A 13,803-nucleotide genomic window follows, 5' to 3' on the forward strand; every position below is an offset into this window, starting at 1 on the left:
CGCTTCCCCGCCCTTCCCGCCTCACCCATGCTTACCGCACTGCAGTATGTGCCCCGGCCAGGCGCAACCCCGGACAATCCGGACGCCGCCGTCGGGGCCTACGCATTCTCGGCCACCCTGGCCATCCAAGACATCACTGGGCTTGCAACCTCGGGGATCACGACCGCGCACGTCGCCAAGCGACTCGAAAACTCCACCGAATCGCGCGCGTACCTCTTCGCGCTCACCTCTCGCACAGCCCCGCGCCCGGTCACCGAGCTCGGCTTTCCCGAACTTACCGACGATGACCTCCTCGACATCGACGCCTGGGTCTTCATCTCGCTACCGCTGCTCGAAGACCTCCAGGTCATCGAAGCCAACGTCACCCTCGACGCCTCCATCGCCCCACTGCCCGGAGAGGAGGTTCCGCGAGCGCCGTGGTTCGGGGCTTTTTCGCTTATCGACGCCCTGTCCAACGCCCTTTCTCGCCCCATCCGCCACCTCTGGGTGACGCATCCAGAGGGCGAGTTCACCCCGCCCGGCGCGGTCGAAGCCGGCTACGCCCCGGCATTCCGCGAAGACCAGGCCGTCTTCGAAGCCGCTGCCGTCGAGACCTTGGCCGGTGGTTCCGGAGACGGCCTGTCTATCCAGGTGGTGGAGGGTCCCGGTTTCGCGGGATTCACAGCAGGTGTCGGCTCGGCGAGCGCGGATGCAGAGCAGTTCGCTGCACTGCTCACCGCCGCGTCGCGCGACTACCCGCGCGGTGAACTTGCGCTTGAACCCATCGTGTGGGACTTGCAGCGCATCACCGACGCCGGTGCGCGCCTCCAAGACCGCGGCGGCAACCAGCTCACCGGCATCTGCCGCGCCAGCCTTCCAGGCCAAAATGACCGCATTGTGGGGATCTGCGAGGCGGTCCACTACACCTCCGACTCCGACGCCGTGTGTGAACTCGGACTGATCTACGTACTGCCCGAGTTTCGCGGCCGGGGCATCGGCGAAGCGCTGATCCGCGAAACGGTTTCCGCGGCGCGGAAAATCTGGGAAGACCTCGAGACGGTCTACTGCTCCTACCCCGCTGGTTCCGCCCCCGCAGAATCGATCATGCGCGCACTCAATGCTGCCGTCGTCTCATCGACGACGGCGTGGCAGCGTTGCTAACCCGCGGCGAGCGCAGCCGCACGCTGGTACGAAACACCCAGCAACGTTCCCATTTCGCGGACCGTGAACCCATGAGCCTTCATCTGCTCCACGAATTTTCTGCTCGCCGCGGATGCGCGATCTGCCGCCTCAGCAGCCTCACGTTTTGAAGCCATTGCTTCGCTGCGCAGTACCTCAAGCTCCGCACCGAGCACGGGCTCGATTGCGATTTCGAACTCGGACTCATCAAGCCCGGACATGTACGCAATCGCTTCGCTGACCTCGTCTCTTGCCCGATCCAGCCGCCGGGTCTGCGACACAACGCCAAGTTCTTTGCACTCCAGCACCCAAACCGGTCCACGTCCGCGCTCCGCGGTCACTGTGAAAATCCTCATTACCGCCACCAACCCTTTCCCAATTCGTCAGTTACTACCGCAGACCTTTTCACCCCGTCAACCCCCCACCCAAGCTTTAGTCAACCTCCGTGGACTTACAGCTTCTTTTGAGTACGTATGGGGATTAGACGCGGCTAGAGTCGGGCGGGTTCCGGTACGGAAGTCTTGCTTGGGTCCGAGCCCGGTCTAGCGGTGGTTCGAACGACCACCGTACGGGACCACCGAAGGTCCGTCGTTAAGCTCGATGCTCTTCAGTCAGCTCTGCCTCCTCGAAGGCGGCATCTACCGCTGCCTCTTTGCCTTCGTTGTTTCGCCGGATGTTTCGCAGGTGCTGCACCACAGAGATCGCGATCGCTGCGAACAGCATGAGGTAGATGCCAATGGTGATTGGCGATGAGTAGAGAGCGCCGATGTCGCCCTCCGACACAGCCAGCGCGCGGCGCAACTCGGTTTCAGCAAGCGGCCCGAGAATCACACCGATCAGAAGCGGTGCGAGCGGGACCTCGTAGCGTCGCATGAGGAAACCGAGGAAGCCGAGCACCAGCAGGATGATCAGGTCTGTCTGTGACGCTGAAATGGCGTAAATACCCAGTGCAGCAACCACGGTGATTCCTGCGTACAAGTAGTGCTGGGGGATGTAGAGCAGTCGCGCCCAAAGCGGAGCCAGAAATAGGTTCAGCGCGAGCAGCACTACAAGTGCGATGAACAGCGACGCGAGCAACGTCCAGACCAGCTCACCGGAGCGCTCGAAAAGCAACGGGCCGGGCTGCATGCCGTATTGCTGGAAGGCGGCCAGCATGATTGCCGCAGTTGCCGAGGTGGGCAATCCGAGTGCGAGCAGCGTACCCATGGCAGTACCGGCGGTTGCGTTGCCGGCAGCTTCCGGGGCCGCCAAACCTTTGATGGAGCCGGTGGTGCCAAATTCCGGATCCCCGTTTCGCTTGGCCAAAGACTTCTCCGTACCGTAGGCTAGGAAAGTCGGCACCTCCGCACCACCTGCCGGAATCATGCCGAAAGGAGCTCCAAATGCGGTGCCGCGCAACCAGGCCGGCAGTGCCTTTTTGAAGTCAGCCCAAGAAAGCCGAGCGATGCCGTTCGAGGAGAGCTTCAAAGCGTCTGGGTCACGCTTGATGCGTGAAGCGATATGGAACACTTCCCCGATCGCAAGGATGCCGACGGTGATGACCACAAGATCGATGCCGTCAAAGAGCTGCGGGACGCCGAATGTGTATCGAGGAGTTCCGGAAGGCGCATCGATACCGACGAACGACAGAGACAGGCCGATTGCAAGCGCCGCGAGGCCGCGGATGATCGAATCCGCGACGACCGAAGAGATTGCCGCAAACGCAAACAGCGCGAGGGCGAAGTATTCTGCGGGGCCGAACTGGGTCGCCAGCTTGACCATGTAGGGAGCGAAGAATACAACCAGCGTCATTGAGATAAGGCCACCGATAAAGGCACCGATAGCGGCTGTGGCCAGAGCTTTCGCCGCCTGCCCGTTGCGCGCCATCCGGTGGCCTTCAAACGTTGACGCGATTGCAGAACCCTGTCCAGGGGTATTCAACAAGATTCCAGCGGTGGAGTCGCCAAACAGCCCGCCGAAGTAGATCCCGGCGAACATAATGAACGCTGCTGTCGGATCGAGGGCGAAGGTGATCGGAAGCAGCAGCGCCACCGCCATCGACGATCCGAGGCCCGGGAGCACGCCCACTGCGGTGCCAAGCACGGCACCAATGAGGACGAAGAGCAAGTTGTATGGAGTGATCGCAGCTGCGAACCCCTCCATCAGTTGCGTGATTTGATCCATCACAGGCCTCCAAAGATCCCAGCGGGAAGGTTCAGCCCAAGCACACCGCCGAAAATGAGCTGCACCGAAGACGAGACGATGAGCGCGATCCAGATGTCGAATACCGGCCGCGTCGAACCGAGGAAATACGCAATCGCCCAAAACAGCGCTGCAGCCGAGATAACCCACCCCGCGTACGGGAGAATGAGCACAAAGGCAAGGAACGAGAACACGACCGGCAGCAATGTCTTCCAGTCAGAATGGAACTGCTCGCTTGTCGACGATGTGGCGGACGCTTCTTCATACCTACTGAGGTCGTGCAACATGTCCACAGACAGTTCTGTTGCAGACTCAGGGACGGTCGGCTGGATCGCGATCGGTTTGCGGAAGATGTCGATCGCGTACGCCACGGCAATGACCACCAGTGCTCCGGCGACGATGAACGGGACGAATTTCGGACCCGGCCGAGCCGTGGAGGCCACCTCCCAGGTTGAGGCATCAAAGATAAGCACCGCGGCGAGGATAAGGAGCAGTCCCACCATGACCAGCTCACTGCGACCGTGCAATGCTCCACGTCGTACGGTGTTGGCGGGAGTAGAAGAATTCACAACAGTTGACATCGCTACAGCCCCAACTCCTTGACCAGATCACGTGTGCGCAACGACTCGGAGTCGATGAAATCCTCGAGCTCGTCACCCGCCATGTACGTCCCAAACCACCCGTTTCGTTGCACTGCGTCCTGCCACTCCTCCGACTGTTCCATTTCGGTCAGAATGTCGACGAGTTCTCGCTTTTCCTCGTCCGAGATACCGGGAGGCGCGAGGAAGCCTCGCCAGTTCGCCATCTCGACTGGTACACCCAACTCGGTCAAGGTCGGGATGTCGGGAGCAACTTCGAGACGCTCGGGAGAGGAGATGGCGAGTGCCCGCATCGTCCCGGACTCGAGTTGGTCCGCAAAGTCGTTGTAACCGGTCACGCCGATTTCGGTGGTTCTCGATAGCAAGGCTGACAAGACTTCACCGCCGCCGGAGTACGCGACAAAGTTCACGTCGCGTGGTTCGATGCCTTGGGTTCTGCCGACTTCAGAAATCGCGAGATGTTCGACCGAGCCGAGTGAACCGCCCGCGATCGCAAACCCCTTCGGGTTTTCTTTCCAGGCAGCCAACACGTCATCGAACGTCTTGTACGGGGAGTCAGCGGGGACGACAACGATGATGTAATCGTCTGCGAGTCTCACGAGTGGAGTCGCATCCTGGATACTGACGGCAGAACGGTTGATCTCAACGCCACCGACCATTGCCGCACCGGTTGCCATGATGGTCGAGGAGTCGCCTTGCATCTGGACGAGCTGCCTGAGTCCAATCGTTCCTCCAGCGCCTGGGATGTTAACCACCTTGGCGTTGTTCACGAGGTTTTCACCACGCATCGCTGCTTGCGATTCACGCGAGAATCCATCCCATCCTCCGCCGACTGCGGCTGGAGCAATGATCGTGAGGTTCGAACGAGCAAGTCCTGTCTCGCTCGATTGCGCGGCCTGTGCAAGCGCACCGCCAGTGAGCGCTATGGCGACGATCGCCGCCCCCACCTGAGCGAACTTTCCCAAGTTCATCCTCCCTGTATCTAGCACAGCACTAGACCACTCGGCAGAGTGTGTCCTTCGCCACTAATCGGAATCGATGTGGGAGACAATACTGGATGGGTGGTGATCGACGTAACAGATCCCCCGAATAAACTTTCCCGCTTTCGTGGCGCTTGTGTCGCTCCGCTGCACGGTCCCGACGATCGTCGATGCGCAGCGGCTTCAGCTTCTGGACATCTGATCACTCGGCGCCGACCCAACGTCAAGCTCTGCAAACTTGAGATGCCAGAGAAGTCGGCCCCCGTTCCGCAGGCACGGTGAGATTTCTGCTGATCTGGCCTCGCCCTACCCAGTGCGGAAAGCTTTAACCAGCCGACGCCCGCGGCGGTTCTCACCAACAGTTCTTTTCAACGTCCAACGCCGTCCATAAGTAATTCCTTAGCCGCTAATCCATATTTACCCGCAATTTAAGGGTTCATTAACCGAGTATTCCCTGAGATTTCTTAATTCGCGCTTAATCTGCGGTTCGTTGCACGTTGCCAACGCCCTCCCTACTCAACGCCACAGATTGGACTAATTACCGATGAAGAAGAAGTTCGCGGCTATTGCCGCGTTCGCGCTCGTGCTCAGCGGTTGCAGCCCCCAGGAGCCCACCCAGAATGCCAACCAAGGAGACTCCGATCCGGCAACTGGTGTCGCTAACCCGGATGCGGTTGTGAACCTTGGTTTCCTTCTGGAGCCCTCGGGCATTGATCCGACTACCGTCTCAGGCGCTGCACTGGATCAACTTGTGGACGACAACGTGTACGAGGGCTTGGTGCGACGCATGCCCTCTGGTGACCTTGAACCCACCCTCGCTGAATCCTGGGATGTTTCCGACGACGGTTTGACCTACACCTTCAGCCTGCGCCAGGGAGTGCAGTTCCACGATGGGTCTGATTTTGACGCAGCAGATGTCGTCGCAACCCTTGAGGCTTCCTCCGCCGAGGATTCCAAGAACCCGGATGCAAAACTCATGCACGCCTTTGAGTCCGCAACTGAGATCGACGAGAAGACGGTTGAGGTTCGTCTGAAGGAGAAAGACATTAACTTCCTCGAGGCGATGGGCAGCAAGGCTGCAATGATGGTCCCCTCCGACAACGAGGTTGACCTCACGACGGAGTCGAATGGCACCGGACCTTTCCGAATTGGTGAGTGGCAGACCGGCAACTTCATCAGCCTCGAGCGAAACGATGACTACTGGGGCGAGCAAGCCGGCGTCAAGGAAGCTGTCTTTAACTACTACGATGACATCTCCGCAGCTGCTAACGCGCTGACTTCTGGCCAGATCGATATTCTGACCTCTTCGGACGCTGACACCCGTTCCCGCTTTGAGGGCGACTCCTCTATCCAGACGGTCGAGGGCGACGACACCGCCTACATGACACTCGCCTTCAACCACGAAAACGAAGCGCTCCAGAATAAGGATGTCCGCAGCGCGATCCGCATGGGAATCGATAAGAACGGTCTGATCGACGCGCTCGGTACGAATGCGACCCGAATCGGCTCGATGGTTTCTCCAGCGCAAGCTTGGTGGGATGAATCCTTGAACGAAATCGACTCGTACGATCCTGAGGCTGCTCGTGCTCTGCTGCAAAACGCTGGATTCGAAGACCTGAGCCTCAACCTGCGTGTGGCCAACCAGTACGACCCAGCTGTCAGCGAGTACATCGCTTCTCAGCTGGGCCAGATCGGCATCAATGTGGACATCCAGCCCATGGAGTTCTCTGCTTGGCTCGACCAGGTGTACCAGAAGAAAGAGTACGACATGACCATGGTGCTTCAGGTCGATCCTTGGACGCTGACGTACTACGGCAACCCGAAGTACTACTGGAACTACGACAATGCTGAGGCTCAGCAGCTCACCGACGAAGCGCTGAGCGCTTCCAGCTTCGACGAGCGTGACGAAAAGCTTGGCGAGCTCGCCCGTTTCGTCTCGGAGGATGCTGCAACGGAGTGGCTTTACAGCCCAAAGGCTACCCAGCACGTGCGTCAGGGGGTCTCCGGCTTCCCTACGGACCGCATCGGCTCTCGTTACTACGTCGCCGATATCACTGTCGAGGATTAATCGGTGACCAATCCTGTGGCCGCTGATGCGAGCACTCGGGCAGAGAAAGAACAGACACTCAAGCCTAAACGTTCCAGCGGATTGCGAATCATCGCTGGTACCGTGGCCTGGGCCGTGTTCGCCATCCTGATTGCGTCGGTGGTGATCTTCTTCGCGCTCAATACCCTCCCCGGGGACCCGGCTGTCATCCTAGGTGGTTTGGATGCGTCCCCCGAGCAACTGCAGTTGATTCGGCAGGAGAATGGCTGGGATCGGCCAATCATCGTCCAGTACTTCGATTGGTTCACTGGGGTTCTCACCGGCGACTTCGGTACGTCACCATTCACCGGCATGTCCGTCACAGATCAACTGGTGAGTAAATTGCAGGTGACACTTCCCCTCGCAATCGCTTCCCTGGCCCTCGCGCTTGTGATCGCGCTGGTTCTTGGTATTTACGCGGGTGCCCGAGCCGAGTTCGCGGGCGGGAAGGTCGTGTCGTGGGTATCTCAGATTGGTATCGCTGTCCCGAGCTTTATTGTGGGCATGCTCCTGGTCATGTATGTCGCTGCGCCGCTGAATCTCCCGGCCACGGGCTTTCCAAGGCAGGGTTGGGATCAACCAGGGCAGGCGATTCGTTCTCTCATCCTTCCAACGGTGACGCTGGCAATTCCCCAAGCCGCCGCGCTCACCCGCTATGTCAGATCCACCATCATTGAACAGCGTGCGCAGGATTACCCCCGGACCGCCCGAGCTCAGGGCTTGAGCCGGTTTCAAACCCTGATGACCCACGTGCTGCGAAACTCTTGGCTCCCTTTGCTCGGCGTCCTCGCGCTTGATGCTGCCGCCCTGCTGATGGGCACGGTGGTTGTAGAGCAAGTCTTCGCTCTTCCTGGCGTAGGGCGCCACCTAGTCAGCAGTGTGACGAACCGCGATATCACCACTGTCCAAGGATTCCTCATGGTGCTCTCTAGCACGGTGATCGTGCTCATGATGATTTCAAACCTGCTGGCCCGTCTCCTTGATCCCCGAGTGAGGGTTCGCTGATGAACTACCAGACAGTTGCTGGACGGCTCGCCGAACTCATCCGTAACCCCGCGGGTCTCTTTGGACTCGTGGTGGTCGCGATCATCCTTTTGGGTTTCGCCGTCTCGTTCATTTGGGTTCCCTACGATCCAGCCGCAGTGAACCCGAGTGCCACATGGGCTCCGCCCTCAGGAGACCACTGGCTCGGAACTGATCAACTGGGCCGTGACATCTTCTCGATGATGCTGGTTGGTACTCGCGTGACCGTTCTCACCAGTCTCGGTGGCGCGTTAATCGCCCTCATCGCGGGGCTGCTGCTGACCTTCCTCATCACTTACGCTCCGCGGTGGCTGTCCCAGCTCACCGAGCGCATCACAGACATCTGGGTGGCATTCCCTACCTTGATCATCGCCCTTATCCTCGCCACAGCGTTCCAGGGTTCGGCAGTCACCTCGGCAGTTGCGATTGGCCTAGGATCAGCGCCATCCGTCACCCGCACTATCCTGCCCGAGGTACGTCGGGTCAGTGTATCCGATTATGTCCTACTGGCTACAGCAGCTGGAGCGCGCGGACCTTGGCTGTTGCACCACCATATTTTTCCGAACGTCGCTCCCACACTGATCGTCCGCACAACGCAGATTATGGGCACCGCAGCTCTCGCAGAGGCCGGACTTTCTTACCTCGGAGTAGGAACGCCACCGCCTACGCCTAGCTGGGGGCGGATGCTTTCCACGTACCAGTCGTTTATGTACTCCCACCCAAGCGTGATTCTCATTCCCGCTACCGCGATCGTCGTGACGATTATCGGTTTCAACCTGCTCGGTGACGGTCTTCGCGACGTTTACGATCCCCGGAAGGCGAAAGCATGAGTCTTCTCAAAGTTACCGCTCTCTCGATCTCTTTCGGCGACAGCAGAATCGTGAAGGACGTGTCTTTCGAGATCAGCGACGGTGAGCGTGTCTGCCTGATCGGTGAGTCTGGATCGGGTAAATCCCTGACAGCCACCGCCATCAACGGGTTATTGCCCAGGAACGCGACCGTTGAAGGCTCGATCCTGTTCAAAGGACAAGAGCTTATCGGCATGCCAGAGAAGCATTTGCGCTCCATCCGGGGCCGTGAGATCGGCTTCGTGTTCCAGGAGCCGCAGACCGCTCTGAATCCCGTGATCAAGATCCGGCAGCAATTGCTCACCGCCAGTCGAGTGCACAACCAGTTGGGAGATGGAAGTTCGAAACAACGCGCTGCCGAGCTCGCCAGGAGCGTGAATCTTCCCAACCCTGAAGAGATCATTGAGCGTTATCCGCACGAGCTATCCGGTGGCCAACGACAGCGCATCATTATTGCAATGGCGATGAGTCTCTCCCCCGCTTTGCTCATTGCTGACGAACCCACGACTGCTCTTGACGCCACTGTGCAGAAACACATTCTCGAGCTGATGGATGATGCAACCCAGCGAATGAACACGGCACTCTTGATGATCACTCATGACATGGCGGTTGCATACGAGATCGCAGATCGCCTTCTCGTAATGCGACACGGATCCATCGTTGAGTCAGGAAGTTCAGCTGATGTGCTGACAAAACCTCAGCACGAATACACCAAGCAACTTGTAGACGCAGCTCGGTCTACCAGTCTCCATGTCGGTGAAAGGAGCGGAGGATGACGGCCAAGGAAGAATTATTCACGGTGTCCAACGTGTCAAAGGAATTCGGGGAAAACGTTGCGGTCCGTCCCCTGTCGTTTGCCATTAGGCCTGGCGAGTCGCTCGGCATTATCGGCGAATCTGGATCCGGTAAGACCACGCTGACCCGGATGATGCTTGGCCTGCTCGAACCGACCTCCGGCGAGATTCTGTACCGAGGTGAGCCGGTGCGGGCCGGCAAGCTCGGTATGACCAACTTGCGCCGGGAAGTACAGCTGGTTCTGCAAGATCCCTTCGCTTCGCTCAATCCGCGCATGACAATTGGGCAGATAATTAGCGAGCCGCTGCGTCTCCGCGGCACGCGGAAGACCCGAGACCACGTGCGAGAAGCGTTGGAGGCAGTCGATCTGAATCCCGACTGGCATGGGCGCTATCCACACGAACTTTCTGGAGGCCAACGTCAGCGAGTAGCGATCGCCCGCGCCGTCGCTGCCCGCCCACAGGTCATCATCGCGGATGAGCCGGTATCGGCGCTTGATGTTTCAGTTCGAGTCACAATCCTCGAGCTACTCGAGCGCCTCAGCGAAGAATTCGATCTGACGTACGTACTGATCTCCCATGACCTCGGAGTGGTCCAACGGATCTGCTGTTCAACGCTGGTTTTGTTCAACGGGGAAATGGTCGAACACCGCCCCACCCACGAGCTCCTTACGAAGCCACAACACCCAGCAACGATCGAACTGTTGCAAGCGGTGCCTCACCTTCCCGAGGGGGCCGCGTAGTGGCCCTTCACAACTTTCGTTCGCTGGCCGGCGTTCCAGTGACTGGCGGAGTTATTGCTGACAACGCACTCTACCGATCTGCTGCACCGTTTTCCGTGATCGAGGATCTCGCTGGGGCCAGCCGGCGGACCGGCATTACAGGAGTGGTTGATCTGCGTGACCAAACCGAGCGCGATGCAACCCCAGCGTTCGACACCGCCCACGTCGAGGTTGCAAGCGTGCCTGTTTTTGGTGGAGCTCTCGAGCAATTGGAGTGGGAAACGCTCGACGAGCTGTACTCAATCATGGCCCGTAACCACGGTCGAGAACTCGCCGCAGCCGTCCGAGCTACCGCTGGACTTTCGTCTAAAGGCGGTGTGCTGATTCACTGCACGGCGGGAAAAGACAGAACAGGCATGGTTGTCGCCCTAATTCTCGGAGCACTAGGCGCTCCCGATTCCGCGATCCTCGACGAATACTTGCTGACATCCGGTCTTCTGGGGCAGAACTACTTGGACGATTTGCTTCGCCTTTCAGGTGCTTCTGAGATACCGGGTGATGCAGCTCACCGAGCAACCCACGTGTCTGCCGACATGATTCGGGCTGGGTGGGACGTCGTCACGCTTGCTGGTGGCCCGGCAAGGTATCTGGAACAGCATGGACTTGATTCAGGGACGCTGCAGCTTCTCCGCCGCAATCTAGTGAGGCCCGTATGACTCGTATCTGCCACTTCACCGACACCCACCTACTGGCGGATCGAGGTTTACACTACGACCGCGTAGACACCAGCGCGCTATTTGAAGCTGCAATCGAGGTTGCCGCCCAGCAAGAACGGTGTGACGCGATCGTACTTTCCGGCGACATCTCTGAGGACGGTTCTTCGCAGTCGTATCAGTTCGCCAAGTCGCTCGTAGATTCGCTCGCGGAAAGATGGAAAGCTGCGCCAGTATATGCATGTGGCAACCACGACAATCGCGACTCTTTGCGCGAGGCCCTCGGAGTTGGAGATCCGCTAGCTGCCCACTCGGTGGTGGAGTTGCCGGATCTGCGGGTTCTATCTGCCGACACTTCGGTTCCACGAGCAGGATATGGAGAGCTGGGCTTCGAGATTGAGTGGATTTCGCGGCACATTCCGGAAAGCAAACCCTGGGTTCTCGTGCTGCACCATCCCCCTGCTGAAGCCCCCACCGTGCTGCATGACGCGCTGCGGCTCTCTGATACCGACAAGCTTTCCGAAACACTTCGACTGCACGAGAATCTTCCAACAGCAATTCTTTCGGGCCACTACCATCTCCCCGCACAGCACACTCTGGGCAGCATTCCTGTTCTGGTAGGACCTGCGATCGCGAATGAAACCGTAGTCGGATCACCGCTCTCGGAAAAAGCTCGGGAGATCTCCGAGTTCCAAATCGTCGAGATCGGGAAAAGCGTTGAGGTGACTCGTGTTCAAGTTGGCGGATCGGGTGAAACCATTTTCCAATACGAACCCGAATTGGTGCGCACTATCGCCGCCGGCGCGGGTCGACCTGGCTGGACGTATCCGGGCAAGTTCGCTGCACATCTCTCACGTTCAGCTGGTGATTAGCGATGCCGTCTTTTGCTGACCTGGATTCTATAACTCTGGACGACCTGCGACGCAGTGGATCCATGTCGTGGTCGAATCCAGGTCTCATTGGCGCCTTCGTGGCTGAAATGGCGTTTGGCGTACCGGCCCAAGTAAAAGAGCGTCTGAGCTCGCAAGTGCTCAGACAGCCTTTGGGGTATTCAACCATCGAAGATCTCCGCGAGCTGCAGTACGCAACCGCCGGTTTCCTCCATCAGAATTTCGATTGGGAAGTTCATCCGGACGCAATCCAAGCCACCGCAGATGTCATCGCGATTTACGTGTTCGTTCTTGAACACCTCGTTGACCCGGACCGGCCAGTCGTGATTCCCACTCCGGCTTACATGCCATTTCGCGAAGTCCTCGAAGCGTTGGATCGCTCATACATCGAGGTTCCTATGAAGCTCGATGACGGACGGTACACCAACGACACCGAAGGCATCCGAGCGGCGTTTGAGGCAGGAGCACAACTGCTGGTGCTATGCAATCCCCATAATCCGACTGGTCGCTCGTTCGCTGCATCGGAGCTTCGTGCAGTAAGTGATCTTGTCGCAGACTACGATGGCCTGGTTTTCGCCGATGAGATTTGGTCCCCACTCACCCGTCGCGGGACGCACACACCATTCGCATCGTTAAGTGCGCAAGCCGCAGCCCAGAGCATCACAGCGATATCCGCCACGAAAGCATTCAACATGGCAGGGGCGAAATGTGCCCAGGTGATCCTCACCAATGAGAACCACGCAGAAATATGGCGCAAGAAGGGCTGGATTCCGCTAAAGGCAGTCTCGACTCTTGGCGCCGCAGCGAGTTCCACCGCTTACTCAGCAGGCGCTGTATGGCTCGACGAGATTCGGCGCTACCTCGAACGGAATCGCGACGAATTGGTGAATTTCGTAGCTCACCAGATGCCCGGGGTCCGCATCCACACCCCAGACACCACGTACATCGCATGGTTAGATTGCTCGGAACTGGGCGTCAGCGATCCTCGGTCCTTCTTCCTCGAGCGGGCCGGAGTTGAGATGACGGAGGGGTCTCGCTGCGGAGCGGGTTTTGAAAACCATCTACGTTTTACTTTCCCCATGCCGAACCCGATCATGCACCTCGCACTCACCCGCATGCGATCAGCCGCACTTTCTATCCCATGACGCTGGGTGCAGTCGAGTAATAACCGTCTAGTCCGCCTGGCGCTTGTGCCGTTCGGCAGCTCGGGCCCGGCGATCGTCGATGAGCAGCGGGTTCTGCGCCTGGTCGTGAGCGTGCGCCTGCTCAGTGGCGGAGCGTTGCAGACGCGCGACGTCGTCAGTCCCCTGCGCTGCGGCGCGCTGCCGAGCGATCTCTAGCTGCTGTTCACCGCGGCGGCCAAGGGCGGGAATGTAGGCAGCGATGGCGATAAGCACTGCGGCGATCGCCACGTAGATGCCCGCTCCGTGGTCGAGGCCGAGCCACATTGCGAGGAGCCAGCACACCGATGAAATGCCGGTGACCATCCACCCGGCGACCGCGGCGGCGAAGCGCCGAGTCAGTACCGCGATGGGCGTAAGTACGCCAAGCCCGATGAAGGCCACCCAGGTGAAGAGGTACTCGGTCACGGCCGTCTCGGTGTCCCGAGTCGCTTCGGTGGCACCGAGGAGCTGCCATCCAGAGGCTGCACCCGCGAACGGAAGGAACAGCGCAACGAGGTACGCAGCCGTACATGCGAGAAGTACCCAGCGCGCGGGACCGTCGGCGAGCCTACCGCTCACCTTGCGCTCGGTTCTGGCCAGCGCATCCGGGTCGTTCATCGATGCAGGCTGCATTGCTTCGGCCACC

The 13,803-nt window shown here is 59.2% G+C and carries 14 protein-coding genes; 9 read left to right on the forward strand and 5 right to left on the reverse strand.

Features of this window, described 5'->3' with window-relative positions; genetic code table 11:
• The first annotated feature begins 27 nt into the window (after window positions 1-27).
• Window positions 28-1,140, forward strand: coding sequence for a GNAT family N-acetyltransferase (locus CGLAU_RS07355; RefSeq protein ID WP_095660124.1), 1,113 nt, complete (start codon window positions 28-30; stop codon window positions 1,138-1,140).
• On the opposite strand, the gene CGLAU_RS07360 is transcribed toward CGLAU_RS07355, so the two are convergent.
• From CGLAU_RS07360 to CGLAU_RS07375, 4 genes are all read right to left on the reverse strand, one after another.
• Entirely contained in the window at window positions 1,137-1,514 is a 378-nt protein-coding gene (locus tag CGLAU_RS07360) for a hypothetical protein (RefSeq protein ID WP_095660125.1), read from the reverse strand. The genes CGLAU_RS07355 and CGLAU_RS07360 overlap by 4 nt on opposite strands.
• 235 nt (window positions 1,515-1,749) lie before the next feature.
• Window positions 1,750-3,321 carry a tripartite tricarboxylate transporter permease gene (locus CGLAU_RS07365; RefSeq protein ID WP_095660126.1) on the reverse strand — a complete coding sequence of 524 codons (1,572 nt, stop codon included), beginning with the start codon at window positions 3,319-3,321 and terminating at the stop codon, window positions 1,750-1,752.
• Entirely contained in the window at window positions 3,321-3,920 is a 600-nt protein-coding gene (locus CGLAU_RS07370; protein WP_095660127.1) for a tripartite tricarboxylate transporter TctB family protein, read from the reverse strand. Before CGLAU_RS07370 ends, CGLAU_RS07365 begins: the two co-directional genes overlap by 1 nt.
• A 2-nt stretch (window positions 3,921-3,922) precedes the next feature.
• Window positions 3,923-4,909: a Bug family tripartite tricarboxylate transporter substrate binding protein gene (locus tag CGLAU_RS07375; RefSeq protein ID WP_095660128.1), complete on the reverse strand. Its 987-nt coding sequence runs from the start codon at window positions 4,907-4,909 to the stop codon at window positions 3,923-3,925.
• A gap of 553 nt (window positions 4,910-5,462) precedes the next feature.
• On the opposite strand from CGLAU_RS07375, the gene CGLAU_RS07380 reads away from it, so the two are divergent.
• The 8 genes from CGLAU_RS07380 to CGLAU_RS07415 are packed head-to-tail and all read left to right on the forward strand — an operon-like array spanning window position 5,463 to window position 13,139.
• On the forward strand, window positions 5,463-6,986 hold the full coding sequence (locus CGLAU_RS07380) for an ABC transporter substrate-binding protein (RefSeq protein WP_095660129.1): 1,524 nt from the start codon (window positions 5,463-5,465) through the stop codon (window positions 6,984-6,986).
• 3 nt (window positions 6,987-6,989) lie between these two features.
• A complete protein-coding gene (locus CGLAU_RS07385; RefSeq protein WP_157731286.1) occupies window positions 6,990-8,009 on the forward strand; it encodes an ABC transporter permease in 1,020 nt (339 codons plus the stop codon).
• Window positions 8,009-8,857 carry an ABC transporter permease gene (locus CGLAU_RS07390; protein ID WP_095660131.1) on the forward strand — a complete coding sequence of 283 codons (849 nt, stop codon included), beginning with the start codon at window positions 8,009-8,011 and terminating at the stop codon, window positions 8,855-8,857. Before CGLAU_RS07385 ends, CGLAU_RS07390 begins: the two co-directional genes overlap by 1 nt.
• Window positions 8,854-9,651 (forward strand): ABC transporter ATP-binding protein, encoded by a 798-nt coding sequence (locus CGLAU_RS07395; RefSeq protein ID WP_095660132.1) that lies wholly within the window; start codon window positions 8,854-8,856, stop codon window positions 9,649-9,651. Before CGLAU_RS07390 ends, CGLAU_RS07395 begins: the two co-directional genes overlap by 4 nt.
• The gene (locus tag CGLAU_RS07400; RefSeq protein WP_095660133.1) at window positions 9,648-10,412 is read left to right on the forward strand and encodes an ABC transporter ATP-binding protein; all 765 of its coding nucleotides are present in this window, start codon (window positions 9,648-9,650) and stop codon (window positions 10,410-10,412) included. The genes CGLAU_RS07395 and CGLAU_RS07400 overlap by 4 nt, the downstream gene beginning before the upstream one ends.
• Window positions 10,412-11,107: a tyrosine-protein phosphatase gene (locus CGLAU_RS07405; RefSeq protein ID WP_095660134.1), complete on the forward strand. Its 696-nt coding sequence runs from the start codon at window positions 10,412-10,414 to the stop codon at window positions 11,105-11,107. The genes CGLAU_RS07400 and CGLAU_RS07405 overlap by 1 nt, the downstream gene beginning before the upstream one ends.
• Window positions 11,104-11,976 carry a metallophosphoesterase gene (locus CGLAU_RS07410; protein ID WP_095660135.1) on the forward strand — a complete coding sequence of 291 codons (873 nt, stop codon included), beginning with the start codon at window positions 11,104-11,106 and terminating at the stop codon, window positions 11,974-11,976. Before CGLAU_RS07405 ends, CGLAU_RS07410 begins: the two co-directional genes overlap by 4 nt.
• Before the next feature lie 2 nt (window positions 11,977-11,978).
• Window positions 11,979-13,139, forward strand: coding sequence for a MalY/PatB family protein (locus tag CGLAU_RS07415; protein WP_095660136.1), 1,161 nt, complete (start codon window positions 11,979-11,981; stop codon window positions 13,137-13,139).
• Between the two features lie 27 nt (window positions 13,140-13,166).
• Here CGLAU_RS07415 and CGLAU_RS07420 read toward each other — a convergent pair whose 3' ends face one another.
• Window positions 13,167-13,802: an Rv2732c family membrane protein gene (locus tag CGLAU_RS07420; RefSeq protein WP_232507074.1), complete on the reverse strand. Its 636-nt coding sequence runs from the start codon at window positions 13,800-13,802 to the stop codon at window positions 13,167-13,169.
• Window position 13,803 lies beyond the last annotated feature (1 nt).

The organism is Corynebacterium glaucum, from assembly GCF_002287505.1.
Taxonomy (GTDB): domain Bacteria; phylum Actinomycetota; class Actinomycetes; order Mycobacteriales; family Mycobacteriaceae; genus Corynebacterium; species Corynebacterium glaucum.

Excerpts from the sequence above, each read along its gene's own strand:
- CGLAU_RS07360 (WP_095660125.1), bottom strand. The coding sequence starts at position 1,514 with ATGAGGATTTTCACAGTGACCGCGGAGCGCGGACGTGGACCGGTTTGG.
- CGLAU_RS07365 (WP_095660126.1), bottom strand. The coding sequence starts at position 3,321 with ATGGATCAAATCACGCAACTGATGGAGGGGTTCGCAGCTGCGATCACT.
- CGLAU_RS07380 (WP_095660129.1), top strand. The coding sequence starts at position 5,463 with ATGAAGAAGAAGTTCGCGGCTATTGCCGCGTTCGCGCTCGTGCTCAGC.
- CGLAU_RS07415 (WP_095660136.1), top strand. The coding sequence starts at position 11,979 with ATGCCGTCTTTTGCTGACCTGGATTCTATAACTCTGGACGACCTGCGA.
- CGLAU_RS07395 (WP_095660132.1), top strand. The coding sequence starts at position 8,854 with ATGAGTCTTCTCAAAGTTACCGCTCTCTCGATCTCTTTCGGCGACAGC.
- CGLAU_RS07370 (WP_095660127.1), bottom strand. The coding sequence starts at position 3,920 with ATGTCAACTGTTGTGAATTCTTCTACTCCCGCCAACACCGTACGACGT.
- CGLAU_RS07375 (WP_095660128.1), bottom strand. The coding sequence starts at position 4,909 with ATGAACTTGGGAAAGTTCGCTCAGGTGGGGGCGGCGATCGTCGCCATA.
- CGLAU_RS07400 (WP_095660133.1), top strand. The coding sequence starts at position 9,648 with ATGACGGCCAAGGAAGAATTATTCACGGTGTCCAACGTGTCAAAGGAA.
- CGLAU_RS07410 (WP_095660135.1), top strand. The coding sequence starts at position 11,104 with ATGACTCGTATCTGCCACTTCACCGACACCCACCTACTGGCGGATCGA.
- CGLAU_RS07355 (WP_095660124.1), top strand. The coding sequence starts at position 28 with ATGCTTACCGCACTGCAGTATGTGCCCCGGCCAGGCGCAACCCCGGAC.
- CGLAU_RS07390 (WP_095660131.1), top strand. The coding sequence starts at position 8,009 with ATGAACTACCAGACAGTTGCTGGACGGCTCGCCGAACTCATCCGTAAC.